Raw genomic sequence first — 23,563 nt, forward strand, 5'->3', positions numbered from 1 at the left:
CGATATGGACATGCCGCAGCGGATGGACAGCCTGATGAACAACCTGAAACCACTATTCCGAACCCCGGCCGCCCTCCTGGCCCTGGCCTGCGTGCTGTTTCCGTCGACCGCCCCGCAAGCGGCCCAGACCCTGAACTTGCTCAATTGGGAGGAATATCTCAGCGAAGCGGTAGTCGAACGCTGGGAAACCGAAACCGGCGTGAAGATCGAACAGGTGTATTTCGACAGCGGTGACAAACGCGACGAAGTCCTGGCCAAACCCGACCACCTGATCGACATCGCCCTGACCGAGCGGATCAGCGCCTCGCGATTCGGCCAACGCGGGCTGCTTGATCGGGTCGATGAGCAAGCGCTGCCCAATATCAAGCACATTCCAAAGCGCTGGCGCGACAGCTGCGGCGCGCATGCTATTCCCTACCTCTGGGGCACACTGGGCATCGCCTATCGGGCTGACCGCCTGCCTGAGGCGCCAGAGTCCTGGGCGGACCTGCTTGAGCCGGCCAACCGCGACGAACCGCACATCATCATGATGGAGGACCATGAAGACATCCTCGCCGGTCCGCTGCTCTATCAACAGCGCTCGATCAATACCTCGAATGATGACGAACTGAAAGCGGCCTTCAGGTTGCTGCAGGCGCAATCGCCTGCGGTGCTGACCTACGAATACGTAATCACCTCGTTGCGCAGCCAGCGTTACCTCGACAAGGCCGACATGGCGCTGGCCTATAGCGGTGACCAGCAAGTGCTTAACGCAGTGCCAGGCATCGACGGCGAACCCTGGCAGTACATGGTGCCCAAGGAAGGCACGCTGCTATGGGTGGATTGCCTCTCCGTTCCGGCCAAGGGCGCGCAGAAGGCATTGGCCTATCGCTTCCTGAATTTCCTTAACAACCCGCAAATTGCGGCCCTGAACAGCGCTGAGCTCGGTGTCGCCACCACCAACGTCGCTGCCAAGGCGCTGCTGCCTGAGGCGATACGCCAGGACCCGATCATCTACCCACCCGAAGCGGTGCTGCAAAACAGCCAGGTATACGAGACGCGGCCGCTGGAAGCGACGCAGACACGGCGACGCATCATCAGCGCTCTGATCAACGCTCATGACGCTCGGTAAGCGCGCACTGCTGGTGATCTTTCCGGTCATCCTGATCGTCCAGCTGCTGGCCGCCACGATGGCCTACATGACCCAGCGCGCATCGCTGCTGGGTCTCGAACAGGCACGCCTGGCGCAACGGCTGTCGGCTTTGAAATCGGCTTATCTGGATTACCAGGCGTTCAATCGCAGCGCGCTTTACTCGATCACCGATAGCGAAGCGCTGCTGGCATTCCTGCGGGAATCGGACATCGCCTACCGCAACGAAACCCTCGGCCTGCGCATTCAGCAGAGCATCCGCTCACTGTCCAGTGCGCGGCTATCGTTCGTCTCCTTTGCCATCGTCGAGCCGGACGGCGACGTCGCCTATTACTTCGAAAGCAGCCTGTCGCCGTTCGCCAGCATGAATGCCACCCAGCAGCGAATCGTGAGCGAGGCCAAGCAGGCCGCCAACACCGACGAAATGGTCTATGTAGAGAACGCTGAAGGCGGACCGCTGCTGCTGGCCACCGATTTCATCCTGCCGGCCTCGGCCACCCGCCCCTTGCCCAGCCAGCGCGAGGAGGCGTTTACCCTGCAACTGGCCGTGCGCCCGGAGCAGTTCATCGCCCTGAAGAACCAACTCGAGGCCGACTACAGTGCCGCGGTCGAGATCGCCCCGGCGCTGGGTGCCGAGACGTCACGCCTGTCCGCGGACGTCGAGCTGTCGGCATCAGTGAAGGCCCGCCTGACGCCTCCGCCGCACTACCTTGCCGAGCGCCTGCGCGGGCTCAGCCTCGCCTTTATCATCGGCGGTTCGCTGATCTGCCTGATTACCAGCGGGTTGTTGTTGCTGCTGATCCGCCGCTACGTCACCGACCCCATCAGCCACCTGGACAAACAGCTCACCGACCTGCTGCTGTGCAAGCGGACGGCGCTCGACGAGCCCACGGACGGCGGTGAAATCGGCCGTCTGACGCTGAACATGAAGACGCTCCATGAGCGCAACACCGAGGCCCTGCAGCGCATCCAGGAAATCTCCTGGACTGACAGCCTGACCCACATCAGCAACCGCGCCCACTTCGGCATATTGGCGGCGGCCATGCATGCGAAGTGCGAGCGAGGCGGACAACATCTGGCTCTGCTGTTTCTCGACCTGGACAACTTCAAACAGGTCAACGATCAACACGGCCATGATGCCGGCGATGCGCTGCTGCGGATCTTTGCCCTGCGTGCACAGCGCGCGCTTGAACGGCATTGCGAATCCCGTCCGGATACCGAAACGGCCTTTGCTCGGCTGTCCGGTGACGAATTCGCCGTCCTGCTCTTGTCGCCGGCCGCCAACGACAGCCTGACCGAACTCACTGACGCCTTGCTTGGCCTGTGCCGCGGCGGCTTCCGGGTGGACGACCGCCTCTATCAGGTCAGCGTAAGCATCGGCACCGCCCGCTACCCCGACGATGCCGCCTCGGTCACCCAGCTGCTGACGCGCGCCGACAGCGCGATGTATCAGGCCAAGGCCATGGGCAAGAACTTTGCCGTGGCGTTCTCGGCAGAGCTGGAGCAACGCGACCAGCGTATTCGCCTGATCGAGGAACAGTTGCGCACCCTCAACAGCGACGACCAATTTCGTCTGGTGTACATGCCAGCGGTGGACCGTGAAGGTGCGGTGGTCAGCTGCGAGGCATTGCTGCGCTGGCACTCGCCGCTGCTGGGCACGGTGTCACCAGGCGAATTCATTCCCATCGCCGAGCGCGCAGGCCTGTTTCCGAAGATCGACAGCTGGGTGATCGACCGCGCGTTGGCCGGTTACCCGCAACTGGTCAGCCTGTTCGGCGAAGGCGTCATCCTGGCGATCAATGTGTCGTCAGCGCAGCTGGACAATGATCGCCTGTGCAGCTACCTGACCGAACGCGCCGCGCACCATGGTATCTGCACCAGCCTCATAGAGATCGAGCTCACCGAGACCTTCGCCGCTGAACTCAGCAGCACCACAATGGCGGCGGTGAGTGCAATTCGGATGGCCGGGTTCCGAGTCGCCATCGACGATTTCGGGGTCGGCTACACCTCGATCCAGCAATTGCTCGAATACCCGGCCGATACCATCAAACTGGACATGGCGATCATCGAGCGACTGACCCGTCCGGAGATGCAGCAAAGTCTCACGGCAATCGTCGCGTTCTGTCAGGCCCAGGGCAAACGGGTCAATGCCGAGGGTGTCGACAGCCTGGAAAAACAATCCGCGCTGCTGCAGGCCGGCTGCGACCTGTTCCAAGGCTATCTGATCTCGCCGCCGCGTACGGTAGCGGCGCTGGCGGAATGGGTAGCGGTGCGTACTCGGTCGGAGACCGAGTTGCGTCTGGAACGGTTGCCGCCGCGTACGGCGGTGCAGCCCAGCTAATCAGTGCCTCGCCGCGAGCGACTCGTTTCTGGCGCTCGCGGACGATTGCTCTCAGCCAGCGCATTGTTTGCGTTTCAAAGGTCCCGGCACGGCTGCATCAGCCATTGTCGTCCTGCTCCTTTTCGCCCAGGCGGCGGTACAGCGTTCGCCGGCCGATGCCGAGCAAGGCCGCAGCGCGGCGCTTGTTGCCCTCGACCCGCTCCAGCACGTGTTGGATGTAGCGCAATTCCAGCTCGTCGAGGGTCGGCAAGAGCGGGCCGTCGATCATCAAGCCGAGCAGTTCGTCAGCCTGGCGCTCCGGCGGGTTGTCCTGAAAATTACCGATGCGTGCCGGCAGGTGTTCCAGTTCGATACTGCGGCCATGGCAGAAGGTCACTGCGCGCTCCATGGCGTTCTGCAGCTCGCGTACGTTGCCGGGGAAGGGATAGCGCCTGAGCTGCTCCAGCGCCGCGGGGGACAGGCCCCGCACTGGGCGGCCGTCACGTGCGGCGAAGTGCGCGACGAAACCGGCGGCGAGCAGTTCGCGGTCTTCCTCGCGATCGCGCAACGGCGGCACCTGCAGGATGAAGGTCTCCAGGCGAAAGAACAGGTCTTCGCGAAAGGACTCCCGGCCGGCGGCGGTTTCCAGCGGCCGGTTGCTGGCTGCGATTATGCGCACATCCACGTTCAATTCGCGCTCGCCACCCACCGGCCGGATGGTGCCCTCCTGCAGCACACGCAGCAGCTTGGCCTGCAGCGGCAGCGGCATTTCGCCAATCTCGTCGAGAAACAGGGTGCCGCCATCGGCCTGCTGAAACAGCCCCTTGTGGGCGCGGCTGGCGCCGGTGAAAGCACCCGCGGCATGACCAAAGAACTCACTTTCCAGCAGTTCGGCCGGCAGCCCGGCGCAGTTGATCGCGAGGAACGGGCGCCCGGCCCTTTCACTTTCGGCGTGCACGGCGCGCGCCACCAGCTCTTTACCGGTGCCACTTTCGCCGATCACCAGGACCGGCCCGGCTGCACGGGCCAATTGGCGGATCTGATCGAACAGCCCGCGCATCACCCGGCTGCGCCCGAGCATGCCGTGGAAACGGTCGTCGCTGAGCAACTGCTGAAAGCGCCGCACCTCGTCGCGCAGATGGCGTGTTTCCAGAGCGCGCGATACGGCGAGGCCGAGGTGGTCGAGGTCCAGCGGTTTGGTCAGGAATTCATCAGCGCCTTCCTTGAGCGCCGCCACCGCCTGCTGAATGCTGCCGAAGGCGGTGATCACCAGAAACGCGGGCGCCGCCTGCATCGACTTGACCCGTCGCAGCAGCGCCATGCCATCGGCACCTGGCAGGCGCAGATCGCTGAGCACCAGATCCGGCTCCCAGCCTTCCAGCAACGGCACCGCCTCCTCGGCGCTGGGCACGGCTCTCACGCTGAGTTCACGATCCTCCAGTTCCTCGACCAGCAGCTGACGCAGGCCATCGTCGTCTTCCACCACCAGCACCCGCTGCGGTGTGCTGTCATCCATTTGCATCGCCATCCTCCTCACCGGCCAGCGCCAACGAAATACGAAATGCCGCGCCACCGAGCGAGCTCTCGACCAATTCGATCCGCCCGCCGCACTCAGCAACCACGCCGTGAGCCACGGCCAACCCGAGGCCGCTGCCCTGACCCACCGGCTTGGTGGTGAAGAATGGCTCGAACAACGCCGCACGGTGCTGCTCGGCGACGCCAGGACCGTCATCCTCGACCTGGAACAACAGACAGCCCTCTTCCCGCCACCAGCGCAGCAACACCTGTCCGCCGGGGCTGGCCTGGGCGGCATTGCGCAGCAGATTGGTCAGCGCCTGCTCGAAACGAGGCGGATCGACCTCGCAGAACAACGGCTCGGGCGCTGCCTCCAACTGCAGGGTCACGTTCAGGACGGCCAGCTCGTCCGCCACCGCGGCAGCCGATGAGTGCGCCAGCACCTCGGCAGGCATGCGTCGAACAGGTCGCCCGGCGGCACGACCGAAGTCGAGAAGCTGGCGGACAATCTCGCTCAGGCGCTGTACCTGGCTGCGGATCTGCAGCAGCCCTTTGCGCTGGCCATCTTCCAGCGTCTCGCTGCGCAGCACCCGTTGCGCTTTGCCATCGATCACGCTGAGCGGGCTGCCCAGCTCATGGGCAACGCCTGCCGCCAGCCGCCCCACGGCGGCGAGTTGCTGGGAGCGCCGCAAGCGTGCTTCGAGCTCCGCCTCGCGCGTTTTCTGTTCGGCCATGCGCTGCTCGGAATCGGCGATGCTGTCGAGCATCTGATTCAGCGCCCGGCCGAGCACCGCGATTTCCTGGGGGCCGCTGCGCGGGGCGCGGTGTTTACGATCGCCGTCAGCGACACGGGCCATGCTCTGGGTCAGTTGCTGCAGATGGCGGCCAATGGCCGACCAGTGCCCGAGCAGCACGATGCAGACGGCCGCCAGCGCCAGCACCGCCGCCGATATGCCGGCGATGAACCTCAGCCTGCGGGTGTCACGCTCGAAGTCGTTCCAGCGGCGGGTCACCTGCAGCAGCCCGTTGATGCGACCACCGCTCTGCTCCAGCGGCAGAAAGTAGGAATACACCTCACGCCCACGGATGCGCTGATAGCCGCCGCGGCGTTTGCCGTCAGCAGTGAGCTCCTGAATCGAAGTCTGGTCCTGGTCGGGCTCGATGGCGCCAGCGAAGGCCACCAGCTCGCCCTGATCGTCGTAGAGGTAGGCGCCGTAGACACGACCAACGCCGAGTACGGATTCCAGCACCTGCTGCGAGGTGCGTTCGTGTTTCTTCTCCAGACTGTCACTCAGCGGCAGCCGAACCGCCCGCGCCACCAGTTCGACCTCTTCCTGCAGACGCCGCTCGCTGTTGCGCTCGACTGTCCACAGCATCAGATAACTGAAGCCGAGCATGATCGCGACCAGGGGAATCACCACCTTCAACAACAGCGCGCCGCGCAAGGTTGAAGTTCTTTGCCAAACTGCTACATGTGCCATTTTGGCACCATACAGAGCGCCGATCAGCCCGTCGAGGTAAACGGGACGAATGGCGAAACTTTAAAAGAATCAACAGGTTATCTATTTTCCATTGAGCTGGCATGGCTGATGCAAAGCCCTGAGTGTCTTTTTTCAGAACCAGGATCAAGCTCATGACCATGCTCAAATCTCGTGTCGTTTCTGCCAGCCTTCTAGCCCTGTTCATGGCAGCGGGCAGCTCACAGGTGTTGGCGCAGCAGGCTAGCCAGCCGCAGGCGCCGCAGACCGCACCGGCCATGCAGGCCTCGGACATCAGCGATAAGAAACTGGAGAAATTCGCCGAGTCTCTCGATCAGATCATGGAGATCCGTCAAGACTTCACGGCCAAGCTGGAGAAAACCGGCGATCCGGCAGAAGCCCAGCAGCTGCAGCAGCAGGCCAACGAGAAAATGCTGGAGACGGTGCAAAACAATGAGCTGAGCATTGAGGAATACAACGCCATCAACCAGGCGGTACAGAACGACCCTCAGCTGCGTGACAAGGTCATTTCGATGATCCAGAGCTAAGGCTCGTCAGCGTGACCAGAAGCCCCGCTCATCAAAGCGGGGCTTTACCATGGGCGCTCGACAGGCGTTCAGTTCGCCCGCTGCGCCAGCCCCTTGAGGAAGTTACGCAGCAACTGGTCGCCACAGACACGGTAGTTGCTGTGCCCGGCCTTGCGGAACAGCGCGTTGAGTTCCGGCTTGGAGACCGGAAAGTCGACCGACTGGAGGATCGCATGCATGTCGTCTTCCTTCAGCTCGAAGGCGACGCGCAGTTTCTTCAGCACCATGTTGTTGGTCACCGGCAGCTCGATAGGCGGCGTCGGCCGGCTTTCATCCTTGCCGCGCTTGTAGATCACAAGGCCATCGAGAAAGTGCGCCATGATCCGATCGGGACAGGGTTTGAAGCCGTCCTCGTCTTCTTTCTTCAGGTAGGCCACCGCTTCGCTGTCGGGAATCTCGCAACCCGTAAGCCGAGTGATCTCGGCGATCTTGGCGTCGTTGACGTTGAGGATGTAGCGCACGCTGCGCATCACATCGTTATTGATCATGGGTCGCTCCGACTTCAGAACCTAAACAAGGCCCGCATGGTGAAGTTCGTTAACCAGAAAGGGAAGCGAAAAGCTCGCCGGCCAAATAACTGCCACACCCCGTCGGATCAGGCGAACACGGCCGGGCTTTGATCGACAAAATAGAAAGCAGTGAAAAAGCTGCAGCACCTGCGCCCCGAAACCATTGCGGCCGTGGTTACCAACAGCGGACGACATCGATATTGCCAGGCCGGAGATGGCGGCGCAGATACCCGAGCCGAGGAGAATCGACATGAAAACAATCACCCCGTCATTGGCCACGCTATTGTTCTGCACCAGCGCGCTCGCCGTCACCCCCGGCACGCAATGGGATTACTCAGGCGAAAAAGGGCCCGAGAACTGGGCGACGCTCACCCCTGAATTCAACACTTGCGCGGGCGAAAATCAGTCGCCTGTCAACTTGCAGGGCTTCGTGGAAGCGGAATTGAAACCCTTGGCAGTCGACTACAAGGCCGGCGCCAGCGAGGTCGCTAACAACGGCCATACGGTGCAAGTGGCCTACGAGCCGGGCAGCACGCTCACCCTGGATGGCGAGACGTTCCAGCTCATCCAGTTTCACTTTCACATGCCCAGCGAAAACCACATCAAAGGCCAGTCGTATCCGCTGGAAGGCCATCTGGTGCATGCCGACGAAAACGGCAAGCTGGCGGTCGTGGCAGTGATGTTCAAGGAAGGCCAGCAAAACGCGGTACTTGCCGACCTCTGGAGCGCTCCGCCGACAAGCGGTACGAAACAGCCCGTGGCGCAACAGGTGAACATCCGCGACATGTTGCCAGCTGATCTGGATTACTACCGGTTCAACGGCTCGCTGACCACACCGCCCTGCTCGGAAGGGGTTCGCTGGCTGGTGCTCAAGCAGCCCATCGTCGCCTCGAGCGCGCAAATCCAAGCCCTGACCGAGGCCGTTGGGCATGCCAACAACCGCCCACTGCAACCGGTGAACGCTCGGGTAATCCTGCAGTAGCTTCCCGCTTAGGCGACCGGCTATCGCATCCGCGGCGGCCGGCCCGCCTCACTCGATCCTCGTTCATGACAGTCTGACCCGTCGCAGCTAAACTGCGCGCCGCGCGAGCCACCCGGGTTCGCCGCGTCGCCACCTCACCTCTGCCGGGGCCACCGGCCAGGACCTGTCATGATTCGCATCAACGAACTGCAACTGCCGCTCGACCATCCCGCCGAGGCCCTTCGCCACGCCATTGTGGCGCGGCTGGGAATCAGCGATACCGAGCTGCTCGACTTCACGGTGTTCAAGCGCAGCTACGATGCGCGCAAGAAGAACAGCGAAATCACCTTTGTCTACATCATCGATGCCAGCGTGGCGGACGAGCCGAAGGTGCTGGCGCGCCTGGCCGATGACCGCAACATTCGTGTCTCGCCAGATACCGGCTACTACCCGGTTGGCCAGGCGCCAGAAGGGCTGAGCGAGCGCCCGCTGGTGATCGGCTTCGGCCCCTGCGGCCTGTTCGCCGCGCTGACGCTGGCGCAGATGGGCTTCCGCCCGATCGTGCTGGAGCGCGGTCGTGATGTGCGCAGCCGCACCAAGGACACCTGGGCGCTGTGGCGCAAGAAGGTGCTGAGCCCCGAGTCCAACGTGCAGTTCGGTGAAGGCGGCGCGGGGCTGTTCTCCGACGGCAAGCTCTACAGCCAGATCAAGGACCCTAAGTTCTACGGCCGCAAGGTGATGCACGAGTTCGTCCGTGCCGGCGCGCCTGAAGAGATCATGTTTGTCAGCAAGCCGCACATCGGCACCTTCCGCCTGACCGGCGTGGTTTCAACGATGCGCGAAGAGATCAAGGCGCTCGGCGGCGAGGTGCGTTTCGACAGCCGTGTGGTCGATTTCATCATCGAAGATGGGCGCATTCAGGGCGTGCGCATGGCCGATGGTGAAGAGTTGCGCAGCCGCTACGTGGTGCTCGCGCTGGGTCACAGCTCGCGCGACACCTTCCGCATGCTCCACGAGCGCGGCGTCTATATCGAGGCCAAGCCCTTTGCCGTGGGCTTTCGCATCGAGCACCCGCAGTCGCTGATCGACAACGCGCGTCTGGGCAAGTATGCCGGCCACCCGGAACTGGGCGCGGCCGATTACAAGCTGGTCTACCACGCCAAGAATGGCCGCGCGGTCTACAGCTTCTGCATGTGCCCGGGCGGCACGGTGGTGGCGGCAACCTCCGAGCCAGAGCGCGTGGTGACCAACGGCATGAGTCAGTACTCGCGCAACGAGCGCAACGCCAATGCCGGTATCGTCGTGGGCATCAACCCGGACGAGGATTTCCCCGGCGGCCCGCTGGCCGGCGTCGAGCTGCAGGAACGGCTCGAGTCACGCGCCTTCGAGCTGGGCGGTCGAGATTACTGCGCGCCGGGGCAGCTGGTGGGCGATTTCATTCGCGGCAAGCCGTCGAGCGAATTTGGAGAGGTCGAGCCGTCCTACAAGCCCGGCGTAAAGCTGGGCGACCTGGCGCCCTCGCTGCCCGACTACGTGATCGAGGCCATCCGCGAAGCACTGCCGGCTTTCGGCAAGCAGATTCGCGGCTTCGACCGCGCCGATGCGGTGCTCACCGGCATCGAGACACGCACCTCTTCGCCGGTGCGGATCAAGCGCGACAACGAGTCCCTGCAAAGCATCAACACCCGCGGCCTGTATCCCGCCGGTGAAGGCGCTGGATATGCTGGCGGCATCCTCTCGGCGGGTGTGGACGGCATCAAGGTCGCCGAAGCGGTCGCCACGGCAATGCTGGCCGATCTGCAGAGCTAACACCGTTTAGCACGGGCGACGGCGATGCCGTTCGTCCGTGCTCCTCTCTCTGTTGCCTGCCCATCAAACCCTTTCGCTGCGCGCGGCGGCGGCGCTAACGGCTGCGCGTCACGAGACGGCACGGCAAATTTGCAGTGACCTTTTTCGGTCCGTGAGAGGTCGACACCTTTACACGGCTGCTCCCGATGCAGCTGACCCTCTCTAAAAGCGCGAGCGGACCGGATCAGGAGGCAAGGGTGGCGAAGGCAGCAAAAATCATTGGCATCGTGCTGGCGGCCCTGGTGCTGCTGGTGGTAATCGCGGCAGTACTGGTACAAACCCAGTGGGCCCGCGAAAAAATCGAAGCCCAACTGAGTCAACGTCTGGATGGGCGCGCCGTTGAGATCGGCAGCCTTGATGTCGATTGGGGCTTTCCGCTGGGGATCAGCGTTGGCGACGTGCAGGTCGCTAATCCCGAGTGGGCCGAACACCCCTATATGCTCAAGCTTGACGCCATGCAGGCAGAAATCGACGTGGGCGCACTGTTGACGGGTAACCTCAGTCTGCAACTGCTTGAGCTCGACAATCCCGAGGTTCATCTCGCACGACAGGAAGACGGACGCTCCAACTGGGCAGCCTTGACCGGCAGCGAAAGCGACAGCAGCGAGCCGCCCATCCAACCTGAGACGATCCGCATCCAGAACGGCCAGCTGACCTATCGCGACGCCAAACTGGACGCACAGGTAGAACTCGACATCGAGACGACCGATAACGGCCCGGGGCAGCGCCAGCTGTCCATCGAAGGCAACGGCAATGTGCAAGGCAAGCCACTGACCCTGAGCCTGACGGGCGAGCCCCCGTCTCAGGCATTGGCCAGCGGTGCACCCTATGCGGTATCGCTCGATGCGCAACTGGGCAAGATTCAGGCGAGCTTCAAAGGTGAAGCCAAACAGCTTCCAGCGCTTGATGCCCTACAGGGCAAACTGACGGTGAGCGCGCCAGACTCAGCCGAACTGATGAGCTTCGACAGCCCAGCCATCAACGTGCCGGCCTTCGACTTCAACACTCAGCTCAAGCGTGATGGGCAGCGTTGGGCGTTGCAGGACATGGACCTCAACACGGGCGAAAGTCACCTCACCGGCTCGCTCGTCCTGGAGCGTGGCGATACGCCCGAACTGACCGCAAAACTGCAAGGCAACAGACTCGACCTCAACCGTTGGGGCGTGATGCGCTTGCTCGACTCCGAACCGAACGGCGCACAGTCGCAAGCCAAGGACAACGAGCAGTCGCTGCAACAAAGCGCTCAAAACCTGCTGCAGCCTTTGCGTCGCTTTCGCGGAGAGCTCGACCTCAATCTGGAGGAACTTCTGTATGGCGATGCCGCACTGAGCGACATCGTGCTCAAGGCCAATCTGGCCGAGCAGCAGTTGAAGATCGAACGCCTGCACGCAGCCCAAGGCGAAGGGGCTGTAGATGCCAGCGGCTCGCTTGATCTGACCAAGAATTCGCTGAGCGGAACGGTCGACCTGACCGTTGAACAGCTGGACTTGGGCCGTGCCCTCGCCCCCTTGGGCTATCCCAGGCTCGGTACGCTGGACGGGGAACTGCACACCCGGCTGGCGCAGAACTCTGCCCGTCTTAGCGACACGCACCTGCGCTATGAAAACCCGACACGGGATCTGCGGGTCGAGGTCGACGCCACTTCCACCGACTCCGGCCTGCAACTGACGGGCGATGCCTGGCGCAACGACGTACCGCTGCAGTTCGAGATCGATGTCGGCGCGCTGGAGGAACTGTTCGTTGATCAACCCTACCCCGTCGAAGGCACGGTCAAGTCGCGCGAAAGTCGGCTGACCGTAAAGGGCACGGTCACCAATCCCTTGCAGTTGGAAGCGGCGGATCTCGCGATTTCGCTTGAGGGGCCGAACCCGGCCAACCTCAATCCTCTGACCGGGTGGAGCCTGCCGTCACTGGCCGGCTACCAACTGAACGGTCAGCTGCTGTGGGAGAACCAGCAACTGCGCCTGCAGGATCTGCGCGCTACCTGGGGCGATAGCGACGTGAGCGGCGACATTCGCCTCAGCCTTCGTGGCCGCCCGATGCTCTGGGCCAACCTGCATTCGGACACGCTCGAGACCTCTGATTTGAAGGCGCCCGATACGCCGACAGACCCGAATGACGGCCAGGTATTTTCCAGCGAGCCGTTGGGACTGGATGCCCTTCGCGACCGCGATGCCATCATTCGCTACGAGGCCGACCAGGTGCTGGCAGAAGCAATTCCGCTGAATGCTGTCGACTTCAAAGCCGAGCTGGACAACGGTGTCTTGGTCGCCGAACCCCTGACCCTATCGATAGGCAAAGGCAAAGCCAATGGCCGGCTGCGACTGGACGTTCGTCCGCAGCAACCCACGGGCGAGCTGCACCTGGATATCACCAGCGTCAACCTCTCCCCGATTCTGCGCGAGGCCGACCTGTCCAAGGTCGCGCAAGACTCCGCAGGCACCATCGGTGGGCAGCTGGACGTCACGCTCGAGGGGCAGTCGCTGGGCGAGATGGCGGCCAACCTCGACGGCAAACTGGAACTCGCCATGTCCGGAGGCAAGCTCGACATGCTGGCCGTGGAGCTGCTTGGCCTGGATGCAGGCGAAGCGGCACTCGCTGCCCTAGCCGATTCGGATCAGGTGGATATGAACTGCACCTACCTGCGCTTCGATTCAACTGCTGGCACCGCCAAACTGGAGCAGTTCTTTATCAGCACGGCCGACAGCAACATCACCGGCGGCGGCACCATCAAGCTCGACAGTGAACGACTGAATCTTGCGTTCGAAGCTCGCGCCAAGGACTTCAGCCTGCTGTCCGGCAACTCACCCGTAGAACTGCAGGGCACCCTGAGCGACCCGCAGGTCAGCGTTGTGACCGGCGAGCTAGCCGCCCGTGCCATTGCCAGTGTGGTCGGCGCACTGGTCGCGCCACCGTTGGCCATCTTGCCGTGGCTGGAAGCGGGCCTCGGTGAGGGCTCCGGCATTGGCTGTCGCAAGGCGCTCAATGAATTCGAGCAGAGCGGTAACTGAACCCGCAGACGACAGGTAGCGACGGTCAACGCGAACCGCCCATGAGGCGAGCGAGCGTACCGTCTGCCTGCAGCGTTTCGAACGCGGTCTGCGTGCGCAGGACGGTGGCATCGTCGGTCTGACGGCTGAACGCCATATATAGCTGCGTCGAATTTCCGGGGGAGAGCGTGCGCTCGACCTCGCTAGGATCCAGGCCGGCCTCTTTGCACTGCGCAAGCATGTCTCGCTCGGGCATCGGTATCAGATCAACCTGACCATTGAGCAGGCGTTTGAAGTTGTCGCTGTTGTGCGCCGTCACCACGATCTTCTTGAAACCGTTGGCCTGCAGATACTGATGGCGCACATCGTCGCGCAACACACCGACCCGATAGGCTTTCGCTGCCTCCAGGTCGGGCACCTTGATATCGTCTCGCTCACGTAATTTGTAGAAGTGATAGTCGATGCGCATGATCTCCCCCACCCAGCGGAACAACGCCTCGCGCTCCGAGGTGCGCGCGATGAGGTAGATCAGCACGCCGGGCTCCTGCAGCGCCATGTCGTAGGCACGCGCCCATGGATACAGACCGATCTGGTAGTCATCCAGCCCTGCACGCTGCAAGGTTGTCTCGACCACTTCGGTGGCCGCGCCACTGACCTTGCCCGCTTGCAGGTAGCTATAGGCCGTCTCCTCGGTCACCACCCGCAACGGCCCGGCATGTGCGACCGCGCCAAGTAACCCCAGGGAAACAGCGATCCAGGCAATTGGGCGCATCATGCGGTCCTCGCGATCATCAGTCGGAAATACGGTTGCGGCCCTGCGTCTTGGCTCGGTAGAGAGCCTCGTCGGCGCGGCGCAGCAGTTGTTCGAATTGGTCCATGCTGTCCGCGTCGAAGCCGGCGAGGCCAATACTCAGCGTGACATGGGGCGAAACGGCCGAGGCCTCATGTGGCAACGCCCGCTCGGCCAGTCGCTGCTGCAGCCTTATCGCCGAACGATGCGCGGACTCAGCATCCACACCGGGCAGCAGTACGACGAATTCCTCGCCGCCGAGCCGCGCGACCACCTCGCCGGCGCGGGCAAACACGTACCTGAGCGTATCGGCTACCCACTGCAAGCATTGGTCGCCCTGCGCATGGCCGTAGTGGTCGTTGTAACGCTTGAAAAAATCCACGTCGCACATCAGCACGGTCAGAGGCTGGCCGAGACGCATCGCGCGGCGGAATTCAACTTCCTTGATTTCGTCGAAATGCCGGCGATTGGCCAAGCCGGTCAGCGGGTCACTACGTGAAAGCTCTTCCAGCAGCACATTGGCAGCCCGCAATTCGGCAGTACGTTCCTCGACCAGCTCGGCGAGGCGGTCGCGGTGCGCGGCCAGTGCCAGCTCGTCCTGATGTTGCCGCTCGAGGTAAGCCGACAGTTTTAGCTGGACACTGTTGATGCCCGACTCCAGCAGGCTCAGCTCATCCTGGCGTTTTACCGACCGATCGAGGCGCAGGGTCTGGTCGAGATTTTCCGGAGTCAGGCGGGTTAGGTGCTGGGCGATCCGACGCACGTGCAGCGTGACCGTGCTGTTGAACATCCACATGATCAAACCGGCCAGCAGGAGCGACTGGATGACCTGGGTGATGATGATCTTGGTCACGTCGTCAACGAGCCGTTTCCAGAGCAGCCCTTCGTCGCCTTCGAGCCTGAGCTCGCCCACCGTCTCGCGGGCCCCGGCGTAGGCTTCGTAGGTCAGACGACGCTGCAGCACCGGCGCGCGGTGCTGAGGCTGCTGCTGCGGCCGTTGGCGCTGAATGACTTCCGGTGCACGCCCGGCGCGGAAGATCCGCAGTTCGACGCGGCCAACCGGCTCCGCCCTGGCGACGCTGTCCAGCTGCGTTTCCAGTGCGTCGCTGTCCATTTCCCAGATGGCTTTGGCCAGATTGCTTTGGAATACCTGGTCGATCAGCACCAACTCGGCGTTCATTGCCGAGCGGCCATCCTCCCAGGCCAGCCAGGTCCGCAAACCCACGGTCGCGGCGGTAAACAACAGACAGAAGCCGAGCGTCGCCAGTACCAGACGACGCCCAAGCGAGCTGCTGGGCCGCTGCGCGCTCGCTGAGGTGACGGAAGCCGATGTATTGACGTTCATTCCAACCAGCGTGCGGCGATAGTGTCATAGCGGCCATCAGCACGAACGCGCGCGAGTGCCTGGCGGAAGCGCTCGACGACCTCATCCGGCGTGTTGCGGCTGAAGGCCATGCATAAGCCGTTCGCGCCGCCGAGGTCGTCCAGATTCAGTTGAGGAACCGCAGTATCGCCAGGGCTGCCACTGGCCTGACGGACCAGATAATGAGCGTTCAGCTCGTTGGAAATCCACAGGTTCACACGCCCAGCCTTGAGCTTTTCGTAGTTGTGCTCGTATTTGTTGCTCGACTGCAGGTTGCGGCCGATGACGAACCCCTTATCGATCAGGTACTGCTCACCGACGTCCTCTTTCACGGTGGCGATCTGGTACTGGCGGGCGTCGTCGAGACTCTTGAGATTGAACTCAGTGCCAGGTAGCGAGAACAGGAACCAGCGCGTGGGCGCGATAACACCTACCCACTTGAACAGACCCTCGCGCTGCGGTGTGCGGGCAATGGAGTAGATAAGAACATTCTCCGAGTTCAGCGCGATGTCGTACGCGCGTGCCCACGGCATCGACTGGATACGCGCAGCCTCTCCCACCTCATCTAGAACAGCCTGTACCACCTCGGTGGCCATGCCGGTGAGCTTGCCGTCAACTGTCATGTTGTAGGGTGGCAGTTCCTCCGTGACGACCGTGACACCGTGTGCACAGGCGACCTGGACGCCGAATAGCGATGCGACTAACCACAAGGCTAGTGTCAGGCGGCGGAGCGAGGTTCGAAGCATCGGGCGACCTCCCGGACGACTAACGTCCGGCGAGCAACAGGAGAGGGCCATCATGATGGCATCATTCAAACGGCATCTGAGCACTCTTTAGTCGGCACAAGCGGGGCTGACTTGAACGCTGGGACGCTTCTACTTCAAGCCCGGCGACGGGCGGGAGGTGTGATCGTTCGAACGATCTGGAAAGAGCGCCCCGAGGCGCTTCTACACAACTTTACGGACTGCTCGGCCGGTCGCCTTTGCTTAACGCAATGTATGCCGTACCAAGGTCACGATGGTCGGCATCCAGGCTCATCCGTCGTCGCAACGGAGTGGCAGCTTGGCTCAGCCCTCACACCCGTGAACGCACCTGCCGCGGACTGATGCCGAACTGCCGCTTGAAAGCAGTAGCAAAGTTGGCTGGGCTGTTGTAACCGGCGCGCCAAGCCGCTTCAGTGACCGTTGCGCCTTCTCGCTCCAGTGCCTCGCGTGCGCTATTCAGACGCCGCCCGCGCTGGTATTCGAATACCGTCATGCCCTTGAGCGAGCGGAACTGGCGCTGCAACGTCGTCGCGTTGACGCCCGTTTCGCGTGCGATGTGATCAAGGCTCCAACTGTCGGCTTCGCCGCTATCAAGCAGATCAACGAGGCGCTGCAGCCGGCGGTATTCCTGGGGCCGCAAACCGTGTTCTACCACGGTCGTCGCCTCGCCAAGGCTGGCAAGCGCTTCGCAGGCAATGTCCAGCGCCCGGCTTTCCAGATACAGGCTGGCCAGCAAGGCGTCGTAGCCCGGTGGGTTGAGCATCTGGTCAGCCAATGTCAGCAGGCGCGACGAGGGTTTCCAGACACGAGGCGTCAGGTGACTGCCCATGAAGCGTCGAATTGCTCCGTCTGTCGCACCCACGCCTTCGCCACGACCTTCGAACCAGTCCGGCGTCAGGCTCACCACCAACTTTCGAATATGACTACCGCGGCGTGCCTGACGGCGGAACTGTACCGGCTCGTTCATCGAGACTGCGACCCCCTCGGGCGCACGCCGGCTTGAGGGATGACCGAGCGTCAGCGACAGGTCGCCATAGCTGACCTGACTCTGCCCCTGAAGAAAGAGCACAAAGGACACTCGCGGATCCACGGTGTTTTCGGTAACGAAGTCCTGTAGCTCCTCGCAATCGGACCAATGCAGGGAAAGACCATCACGCAGCTGTGCCCATTTCACCCGGCCATAGAACAGGCGGTCATCGCCGCCGTCTGGCAAGTGCAGACCAGTCCGGCTAGTCGCCGGCAGCTCATCGCCACGGATGATGTGATCGGGTTGGTTCATGCTGCGCTGCACCTCGCACGCGATTGCAAAGCAATTACTTGGTCGCGCAAAGGTTCGCGACCCGGACGCATGGCAGACTACGCCCCGACATCTTTTGATGCAAATCGTTATCATTAAGCGCCGCGAACCTTTGCCATTTACGCAATGCCCGCGACAGGAGCCGACCCATGGACAGAACGCCTCGCACCCTCAGCCTCGGACAACGTTCGCGGCGCCTGCTGCTGGCCGGCTTGCTTGCGCCTTTCCCGTTAAATGCGCTGGCACAAAGCGTTTCCGTGCAGAACGAGACGGTCGAATTGGAAAGCATCACGGTCGAGGGCAACCGCCTGTACGACATGCCCTCGTCGGAGCAGACCGGCGGCTATACGGTGCAAGCAGCAACGGTTGGCACAAAGACACCTGCCGAGCTGCGCGATATCCCGCAGTCGATCACCGTTTACACAGACGATTACATCAGGGACCGCCAGTTCGTGAATCTCGACGACCTGGCCAAGTACACCGCGGGCCTACGTACCCTGACCAACGACAGCGGTCGTTCGTCGATCTATGCCCGTGGCTATGAGTACGATGAGTTCAATATCGATGGGCTCCCTGCACCGATGGCCAGCATCCACGGCACGGTTCCGTCGCTTTCGCCGTTCGACAGGGTAGAGATCATGCGCGGTCCTTCGGGCCTGTTCAGCAGTACCAGCGAAATGGGCGGCGTCGTCAATATGGTACGCAAGCGCCCCACGAGCGAGTTCCAGGGCAGCCTGACTGGCCGCTACGGCAGTTGGGACCAGAACTATCTGGAAGCCGACCTCTCCGGTCCGCTCGATGAAGCAGGTCACATACGCGGACGCACAGTTGTCTCTCGCGCCGACAGCAATGGCGAGGTGGATTACAACGAGAACACCAGTGAGAGCTTCTACGGCGCGCTGGACATCGACCTGGGAGACGCAACCTCAATTTCGCTAGGACTGATCCACCAGACCAAGGACATCGCTCCCCACAACGGCTACCCCACCGATTCGGCTGGGAACCTACTGGACTGGAGTCTCTCGACCTACTTGGGCGCCGACTGGAACGACTTCAACGGTCGCACCACCGATGCAATCGCCGAGCTGACTCACCGCTTCGATACTGGCGGCTATGGCCGACTGGCCGTGCGGGGCTCCACGCGTGACACAGACTATCTGTACGCCTATACCGGCAGCGCTGTGGCAGCCAACGGCAACACGCGAATGGTCGCCGCCGGGCGTGACTTTCAGCAGGACGCACTGGCCGTCGATGCCAGCTACAGCCAGCCGTTCGAGCTGCTGGGCCAGGTCAGCGAATTCGTGGTCGGCAGCGATTTCAAACGCTACGACAGCGACTATCGCAACGGCAGTGCTGTCCTCGGCACGGTCGATATCTTTGGCTATCAGCCCACGCGCTTTGCCAAACCGAACCTGAGCTATTCAACACGCGTCAGTAGCGACGATCAGGAAGCAGGTCTCTACGCCAAGCTGACGTTCCGGCCGATCGAAAGGCTGGCGCTCATCGGTGGAGCTCGTGTCAGCTGGTATGAAGGCGACGCCACCTCAACGAATCTCAACACAGGCGTCGCTGCCTCGGATGAGCAGCATGAGAACGGCCACGTCACGCCTTACGGTGGCTTAGTATTCGACCTCGACGAACGGCATTCGCTGTACGCCAGCTATTCGCAGGTCTTCAAGCCTCAATCCGAGACCGACGCTAACGGTCAGCTCATCGACCCGCGCGAAGGCGAGCAATACGAAGTCGGCATCAAGGGCAGTTATTACGGCGGGGATCTGAACGCCCGTGTCACCGCCTTTCAACTGACCGACGAGAACCGCGCTACGGATGCCGACGGATTGTCCGGTACTGCCGAATACGCAGCGGCTGGCAAGGCGCGTATCCGCGGTGGTGAATTTGAGGTCAGCGGTTACCTGACGCCTCAGTGGGAGCTGATTGCGGGCTACACCTACATGGAGACTGAAAACCTTGCAGGTGACGAGAACGTTCTGTTCGTACTTATGCCCACACACCAGGCTTCTTTGTGGAGCAAGTACACCCTGGCGGGCGGACCGCTACGTGGATTAGGGCTGGGCGCAGGTATCAGCGCCATGAGCGACTTTTCCTACGAACGCCAAGGGATCACCGTTAGCGCACCAGGGTATGCCGTGGTCGACGCCAAGCTGTCGTACCCGGTCACCGAGCAGCTCACTGCGACTTTCGATGTAAACAACCTGCTCGATCGCGACTACGTTTCGCGCGTTGGCAGCACCTCGACCTTCAATTTTCAGGGTCCGTCACGCAATTTCACCATCGGAGCGCGCTACGAGTTCTGATCCACTCGCCGCCGGCTTCGGGGTCGGCGGCGCTTAACGGAGACATTCATGCCCAAGTTTCATGCACGAGTCGCAACGCCACGCGCATCACGCAACATGACCCGCCTGTTCAAGCACTTCGCCCACAAAGGCGAAGTCCGACTCGAAGATCAACAAGCAGAGGTCGTTTTCGTCTTTGGTGAGTGCCGCATGTTTGCCGGACCGGAGCAGCTCTTGATCGATTGCCAGGCAGCGGCTGGGGAGGCAGAAAAACGCCTTCGTTTTGTGATAGCCGATCACCTCAACCGTTTTTCCGGTGACGAGGCGTTGCAGGTCGAATGGCAGGATGGCCCCCTGCCGGATGCGCCTGCCGAGCGGCCAGCATGAATGCCTTGATGGCGCTGCTGATTGCCAGCCTGGGACTCGGCTGTGCATCGGCTCGAGCCGCCGAGGCGGGCGGGTGGAAGCCAGTGGTGCTACCGCAAGCTGAACAACGCGACATACATTCGCACAACACCGGCGACGATTACAGGATCTTCATTTCCCAGCCTCAGCAGCCGGCGGCACCTGGTGGCTATCCGGTGCTCTACGTGCTTGATGGCAATGCGTTGTTTCCAATGCTGGCAGTTCAAGCCAATGCTCGTGAAAGCCGCCCGGATCCCGCAACACGCGCGTCGGTGGTAGTGGTGGGTATAGGCTATCCTGTCGACGCGCTGTATGACGTCGACAGACGAGCCAGAGACTACACTCCCCCAGCCCTAGCGGCGAATCATGAAAGGGACGATGCGCACTACGGTGGAGCCGACCAGTTTCTGGCTTTCGTGCAAACCGAACTGAAACCTCTAATCGAAGCCCGATACCCGATTGATACTCATCGGCAGACGCTGTTTGGGCACTCTCACGGCGGACTATTCACGCTGTATACCCTGATGAGCGAGCCTGACGCTTTCCAGAATTACCTGGCGGCCAGTCCCTCGATCTGGTGGAACGATCGTCAGCTGCTAGAACAGAGCGGCCCTGCGCTCTCCGAGTCGAACCTACAATCAAAGCGTTTGTGGATGACTGTCGGGGAAGCTGAGGAACCGGAACCGTTACTGGGTAAAGTTGCTACATCCGAGCGTGAGCGACGCCTTGTTGCCCGGCGGATGCGCAGCAACGTCCAGGGATTGTTCGAGCGCTGGGCATCACTGGAGGGCCATGGCCTGAAGCGCACCCTGACCATCCGCCCAGGCGCCGGCCATGGCGAGAACGCTACGCTCACGGCAGCCGACGCGATCAATTTTGCACTGCAAGCTGACGCGCCTCTTCGCTAGGCGCGGTCTGCGAACCTCCAATCGCTCCTCAGCTAGCTGCCGTTCGCCCTGAAGCTCTATAGAGCGCAATTCACGGGCTACCACCTCATAAGGCTCGATGAATTCGAACGCCATGACGTGCAGGATCGCAGCTCGCACAAGCCTCTCCACCACTTCGCAGCGGTCGTGGCGCTGGCCGTTAGGATCGACAAACACCGGAAGTGAGGTACAGCAAAGTGAGCGGCGTATCGCTGGCACGCTTGCTCGCCATTTACCAACATGCGCTGACCGGGCTGAATAACCTGATAACGGTGTTTAAACACAAGCGCTTCAATAGTGGCCAGTCACATTCACATCAACATGAGTTAAACCGGGCAATGCCAACGCAACCAGCAACGAACGAAGAGTAGGCATAACGAGCTAGCAGCTAGAGACGCAAGCCTATGTCATGAAGGTAAGGTCGTGAGTTCAAGCATGGAGCGCTCAAGCAGGTTTATTGCCGAAAGTCCTGGATCTTGGCGGTAACGACGCAAACTTGGGTGGCCAATACCGGTCCCATGTGGTGTTAGAGTCGCAGCCCTCAACCATCCGTAGGAGAAACCATGCGCGCATTGTTTACCGCCGCCTTCCTGACATTGCCGATGACCGTTGCGTCGTTTTGCTTTGCCGCCGAATCGCCAGTCGGACGTTGGCAGACCATTGATGATGAAACCGGCAAGCCCAAGTCCGTCGTCCAAATACAGCAGGCGGCTGATGGTTCGCTTAACGGTGAAGTGGCGGAGATTCTGCGCTCCGAGCAGGGCCCGAACCCGTTATGTACGGCCTGCGAAGGTGAGCGCAAAGACAAGCCAATCGCAGGAATGACTATCCTTTGGGGCCTGCAGCCGGATGGCGAGGGCGTCTGGAGCGGCGGCACTATCCTCGACCCAGCCAAAGGCAAGACCTATCGCGCCAAGGTCACCCTGCTTGAAGGTGGAGACAAGCTTGAGATGCGCGGTTACATCGGCATCGAAGCGTTAGGCCGCACCCAGACATGGGTACGTCAGTAGCTGGGGATGCCTTGAGCCCAGCCGGTCATCCGGCATGGCCTGAACAGCTCAGCGGTGCTCCGCACGGCATAGCCGGTTCGCGGTCCAACTTGCATGCATTACTCCCCTTTCGCCCCGAATCAGAGCCGGCAGGCGCCGTATCGTGCTCTATGCATCCTATGCCTGCTCTACATCGCTCCAACGTCCGTCGCCGACGAGAAGCTTGAAGCAATCGTCGATAATGCTGAACGCCTGGAGCAGCTTGAGACGTTGATAGTGGCTCGTCATGGCGAGGTGCTGGCCGAGCGGGGTTACCGCGGTCATCGAACGAACTCTCCGACCAATATAAAGTCGGCGTCCAAGACGATACTCTCTGCCTTGGTTGGGATAGCCATTGATAAGGGTATTGTTTCAGGCACTGACCAGCCGATCGCTGATCTGATCGGAGGCGATTTCCCAGCGAAGCCGGACGCTCGACTGGCGCAGGTCACTGTAGGCAATCTCCTATCAATGCAAGCCGGCCTCGGCTCAACCTCAGGGCCTAATTATGGGTTATGGGTGGCGAGTCCGAACTGGGTACGCGCGGCACTGGCGCGACCGTTTGAGGCTGAGCCTGGCGAGGCAATGATTTATTCCACCGGATCAAGCCACCTGCTGTCAGCAATTCTCACCCGCAGTACCGGAAAAGCCACACTACAGCTTGCGCGCGAGTGGCTGGCACCACTCGACGGCTTTGATATCAGCGCCTGGACACGAGATCCGCAAGGCATCTACCTGGGCGGTAACGAAATGGCGATGACCCCTCACTCGCTGTTGGTCTTTGCTGAGCTATATCGACGCGGAGGCATAACCTCATCTGGGGATAGGCTGCTGTCAGAAGACTGGATCGAAGCATCCTGGACGCCCCGCACCCGCTCGCGGTACACCGGTCATGGCTATGGTTATGGCTGGTTCATTACCGAGTTGGGCGGAGAAGATATCCGCTATGGTTGGGGCTTCGGCGGGCAGATGCTTTATGTGGTTCCGGGGCTCGATATGTCCGTCGTAATGACCTCTAATACCCGACCTTCCGGTGGCGCCTCAGGGCACCGCGACGCTCTGCATCAGCTTCTCGGCGACATTATTGAGGCGGTGCGCTCCGACAGTTAGAGCACCAGGGAACGGAAGCGTCGAGTTAGCTACAGCGCAACCAACGCCGCTCAACATAACTGTAACGCGCAGCCGCTTTAACTAGCTCAACTCAAAGCGTGCGCCTTCTAGCTGGCCGCAGGCCTTACGGGCGCCATGCTCAAGGCAAAAATGACCTCATGTTTTTTACGCCCAAAGACAAACCCCCGATCCTCTTACGAAGATCGGGGGTTTGGTGTAGAAGCTTGACGATGACCTACTCTCACATGG

At 61.7% G+C, this 23,563-nt stretch carries 20 protein-coding genes and 1 pseudogene; 11 read left to right on the forward strand and 10 right to left on the reverse strand.

The genetic code is table 11. The annotated features are described in order from the left end of the window. The first annotated feature begins 34 nt into the window (after positions 1-34). Together ACSSNI_RS07990 and ACSSNI_RS07995 are read left to right on the forward strand one after the other, a co-directional pair. Positions 35-1,111, forward strand: coding sequence for an ABC transporter substrate-binding protein (locus ACSSNI_RS07990; RefSeq protein ID WP_200636130.1), 1,077 nt, complete (start codon positions 35-37; stop codon positions 1,109-1,111). After that, positions 1,098-3,470 carry a putative bifunctional diguanylate cyclase/phosphodiesterase gene (locus ACSSNI_RS07995; RefSeq protein WP_200636128.1) on the forward strand — a complete coding sequence of 791 codons (2,373 nt, stop codon included), beginning with the start codon at positions 1,098-1,100 and terminating at the stop codon, positions 3,468-3,470. The genes ACSSNI_RS07990 and ACSSNI_RS07995 overlap by 14 nt, the downstream gene beginning before the upstream one ends. A gap of 97 nt (positions 3,471-3,567) precedes the next feature. Here the strand turns inward: ACSSNI_RS07995 and ACSSNI_RS08000 are convergent, their stop codons facing one another. Then, positions 3,568-4,965 (reverse strand): sigma-54-dependent transcriptional regulator, encoded by a 1,398-nt coding sequence (locus ACSSNI_RS08000; RefSeq protein WP_102837840.1) that lies wholly within the window; start codon positions 4,963-4,965, stop codon positions 3,568-3,570. Further along, positions 4,958-6,445 carry an ATP-binding protein gene (locus ACSSNI_RS08005; protein ID WP_159969291.1) on the reverse strand — a complete coding sequence of 496 codons (1,488 nt, stop codon included), beginning with the start codon at positions 6,443-6,445 and terminating at the stop codon, positions 4,958-4,960. The genes ACSSNI_RS08000 and ACSSNI_RS08005 overlap by 8 nt, the downstream gene beginning before the upstream one ends. A gap of 152 nt (positions 6,446-6,597) precedes the next feature. Here ACSSNI_RS08005 and ACSSNI_RS08010 point away from each other — a divergent pair, with 152 nt between their 5' ends. Beyond that, positions 6,598-6,990 carry a DUF4168 domain-containing protein gene (locus ACSSNI_RS08010; protein WP_200636126.1) on the forward strand — a complete coding sequence of 131 codons (393 nt, stop codon included), beginning with the start codon at positions 6,598-6,600 and terminating at the stop codon, positions 6,988-6,990. A gap of 68 nt (positions 6,991-7,058) precedes the next feature. Here the strand turns inward: ACSSNI_RS08010 and ACSSNI_RS08015 are convergent, their stop codons facing one another. Together ACSSNI_RS08015 and ACSSNI_RS08020 are read right to left on the reverse strand one after the other, a co-directional pair. Continuing rightward, on the reverse strand, positions 7,059-7,517 hold the full coding sequence (locus ACSSNI_RS08015; protein ID WP_148923984.1) for a YehS family protein: 459 nt from the start codon (positions 7,515-7,517) through the stop codon (positions 7,059-7,061). 21 nt (positions 7,518-7,538) lie between these two features. Continuing rightward, positions 7,539-7,790, reverse strand: coding sequence for a hypothetical protein (locus ACSSNI_RS08020; protein ID WP_200636124.1), 252 nt, complete (start codon positions 7,788-7,790; stop codon positions 7,539-7,541). On the opposite strand from ACSSNI_RS08020, the gene ACSSNI_RS08025 reads away from it, so the two are divergent. The 3 genes from ACSSNI_RS08025 to ACSSNI_RS08035 all read left to right on the forward strand — a co-directional run bounded on the left by ACSSNI_RS08025 (position 7,789) and on the right by ACSSNI_RS08035 (position 13,358). Next, positions 7,789-8,520, forward strand: a complete 732-nt coding sequence (locus ACSSNI_RS08025; RefSeq protein WP_200636122.1) for a carbonic anhydrase — start codon at positions 7,789-7,791, stop codon at positions 8,518-8,520. The genes ACSSNI_RS08020 and ACSSNI_RS08025 overlap by 2 nt on opposite strands. A gap of 168 nt (positions 8,521-8,688) precedes the next feature. Further along, positions 8,689-10,308 (forward strand): NAD(P)/FAD-dependent oxidoreductase, encoded by a 1,620-nt coding sequence (locus ACSSNI_RS08030; protein WP_200636120.1) that lies wholly within the window; start codon positions 8,689-8,691, stop codon positions 10,306-10,308. A gap of 236 nt (positions 10,309-10,544) precedes the next feature. Then, entirely contained in the window at positions 10,545-13,358 is a 2,814-nt protein-coding gene (locus ACSSNI_RS08035; protein WP_200636118.1) for an AsmA family protein, read from the forward strand. Between the two features lie 25 nt (positions 13,359-13,383). Here ACSSNI_RS08035 and ACSSNI_RS08040 read toward each other — a convergent pair whose 3' ends face one another. The 4 genes from ACSSNI_RS08040 to ACSSNI_RS08055 form a co-directional block, all read right to left on the reverse strand. Then, positions 13,384-14,112: a substrate-binding periplasmic protein gene (locus ACSSNI_RS08040; RefSeq protein WP_200636116.1), complete on the reverse strand. Its 729-nt coding sequence runs from the start codon at positions 14,110-14,112 to the stop codon at positions 13,384-13,386. Between the two features lie 16 nt (positions 14,113-14,128). Continuing rightward, complete coding sequence (locus tag ACSSNI_RS08045; RefSeq protein ID WP_200636114.1) at positions 14,129-15,472, reverse strand: GGDEF domain-containing protein; 1,344 nt, start codon at positions 15,470-15,472, stop codon at positions 14,129-14,131. After that, entirely contained in the window at positions 15,469-16,236 is a 768-nt protein-coding gene (locus ACSSNI_RS08050) for a substrate-binding periplasmic protein (RefSeq protein ID WP_200636105.1), read from the reverse strand. Before ACSSNI_RS08050 ends, ACSSNI_RS08045 begins: the two co-directional genes overlap by 4 nt. Positions 16,237-16,564: 328 nt before the next feature. After that, positions 16,565-17,533: a helix-turn-helix transcriptional regulator gene (locus ACSSNI_RS08055; RefSeq protein WP_200636103.1), complete on the reverse strand. Its 969-nt coding sequence runs from the start codon at positions 17,531-17,533 to the stop codon at positions 16,565-16,567. 167 nt (positions 17,534-17,700) lie between these two features. Between ACSSNI_RS08055 and ACSSNI_RS08060 the strand changes: the two genes are divergently transcribed. The 3 genes from ACSSNI_RS08060 to ACSSNI_RS08070 are packed head-to-tail and all read left to right on the forward strand — an operon-like array spanning position 17,701 to position 21,158. Beyond that, the gene (locus ACSSNI_RS08060) at positions 17,701-19,866 is read left to right on the forward strand and encodes a TonB-dependent siderophore receptor (protein WP_200636101.1); all 2,166 of its coding nucleotides are present in this window, start codon (positions 17,701-17,703) and stop codon (positions 19,864-19,866) included. 48 nt (positions 19,867-19,914) lie between these two features. Then, entirely contained in the window at positions 19,915-20,232 is a 318-nt protein-coding gene (locus ACSSNI_RS08065; protein WP_200636099.1) for a DUF2218 domain-containing protein, read from the forward strand. Next, entirely contained in the window at positions 20,229-21,158 is a 930-nt protein-coding gene (locus ACSSNI_RS08070; RefSeq protein WP_200636097.1) for an alpha/beta hydrolase, read from the forward strand. The genes ACSSNI_RS08065 and ACSSNI_RS08070 overlap by 4 nt, the downstream gene beginning before the upstream one ends. 72 nt (positions 21,159-21,230) lie before the next feature. Here the strand turns inward: ACSSNI_RS08070 and ACSSNI_RS22675 are convergent. After that, positions 21,231-21,395, reverse strand: a pseudogene (locus ACSSNI_RS22675) (hypothetical protein); the annotation flags it as partial. Positions 21,396-21,739: 344 nt separating this feature from the next. Between ACSSNI_RS22675 and ACSSNI_RS08075 the strand changes: the two are divergent. Continuing rightward, a complete protein-coding gene (locus ACSSNI_RS08075; RefSeq protein WP_159969302.1) occupies positions 21,740-22,186 on the forward strand; it encodes a DUF2147 domain-containing protein in 447 nt (148 codons plus the stop codon). 156 nt (positions 22,187-22,342) lie between these two features. Here the strand turns inward: ACSSNI_RS08075 and ACSSNI_RS08080 are convergent, their stop codons facing one another. After that, the gene (locus ACSSNI_RS08080; protein ID WP_234484413.1) at positions 22,343-22,489 is read right to left on the reverse strand and encodes a hypothetical protein; all 147 of its coding nucleotides are present in this window, start codon (positions 22,487-22,489) and stop codon (positions 22,343-22,345) included. Here ACSSNI_RS08080 and ACSSNI_RS08085 point away from each other — a divergent pair. Next, entirely contained in the window at positions 22,460-23,314 is an 855-nt protein-coding gene (locus ACSSNI_RS08085) for a serine hydrolase domain-containing protein (protein ID WP_448259049.1), read from the forward strand. The genes ACSSNI_RS08080 and ACSSNI_RS08085 overlap by 30 nt on opposite strands. Positions 23,315-23,563 lie beyond the last annotated feature (249 nt).

It is taken from the genome of Stutzerimonas tianxiuensis, assembly GCF_053470365.1.

Coding starts and splice junctions, on each gene's coding strand:
- ACSSNI_RS07990 (WP_200636130.1), top strand. CDS start 35: ATGAACAACCTGAAACCACTATTCCGAACCCCGGCCGCCCTCCTGGCC.
- ACSSNI_RS07995 (WP_200636128.1), top strand. CDS start 1,098: ATGACGCTCGGTAAGCGCGCACTGCTGGTGATCTTTCCGGTCATCCTG.
- ACSSNI_RS08000 (WP_102837840.1), bottom strand. CDS start 4,965: ATGGATGACAGCACACCGCAGCGGGTGCTGGTGGTGGAAGACGACGAT.
- ACSSNI_RS08005 (WP_159969291.1), bottom strand. CDS start 6,445: ATGGCACATGTAGCAGTTTGGCAAAGAACTTCAACCTTGCGCGGCGCG.
- ACSSNI_RS08010 (WP_200636126.1), top strand. CDS start 6,598: ATGACCATGCTCAAATCTCGTGTCGTTTCTGCCAGCCTTCTAGCCCTG.
- ACSSNI_RS08015 (WP_148923984.1), bottom strand. CDS start 7,517: ATGATCAATAACGATGTGATGCGCAGCGTGCGCTACATCCTCAACGTC.
- ACSSNI_RS08025 (WP_200636122.1), top strand. CDS start 7,789: ATGAAAACAATCACCCCGTCATTGGCCACGCTATTGTTCTGCACCAGC.
- ACSSNI_RS08020 (WP_200636124.1), bottom strand. CDS start 7,790: ATGTCGATTCTCCTCGGCTCGGGTATCTGCGCCGCCATCTCCGGCCTG.
- ACSSNI_RS08030 (WP_200636120.1), top strand. CDS start 8,689: ATGATTCGCATCAACGAACTGCAACTGCCGCTCGACCATCCCGCCGAG.
- ACSSNI_RS08040 (WP_200636116.1), bottom strand. CDS start 14,112: ATGATGCGCCCAATTGCCTGGATCGCTGTTTCCCTGGGGTTACTTGGC.
- ACSSNI_RS08045 (WP_200636114.1), bottom strand. CDS start 15,472: ATGAACGTCAATACATCGGCTTCCGTCACCTCAGCGAGCGCGCAGCGG.
- ACSSNI_RS08050 (WP_200636105.1), bottom strand. CDS start 16,236: ATGCTTCGAACCTCGCTCCGCCGCCTGACACTAGCCTTGTGGTTAGTC.
- ACSSNI_RS08055 (WP_200636103.1), bottom strand. CDS start 17,533: ATGAACCAACCCGATCACATCATCCGTGGCGATGAGCTGCCGGCGACT.
- ACSSNI_RS08060 (WP_200636101.1), top strand. CDS start 17,701: ATGGACAGAACGCCTCGCACCCTCAGCCTCGGACAACGTTCGCGGCGC.
- ACSSNI_RS08065 (WP_200636099.1), top strand. CDS start 19,915: ATGCCCAAGTTTCATGCACGAGTCGCAACGCCACGCGCATCACGCAAC.
- ACSSNI_RS08070 (WP_200636097.1), top strand. CDS start 20,229: ATGAATGCCTTGATGGCGCTGCTGATTGCCAGCCTGGGACTCGGCTGT.
- ACSSNI_RS08075 (WP_159969302.1), top strand. CDS start 21,740: ATGCGCGCATTGTTTACCGCCGCCTTCCTGACATTGCCGATGACCGTT.
- ACSSNI_RS08080 (WP_234484413.1), bottom strand. CDS start 22,489: ATGACCGCGGTAACCCCGCTCGGCCAGCACCTCGCCATGACGAGCCAC.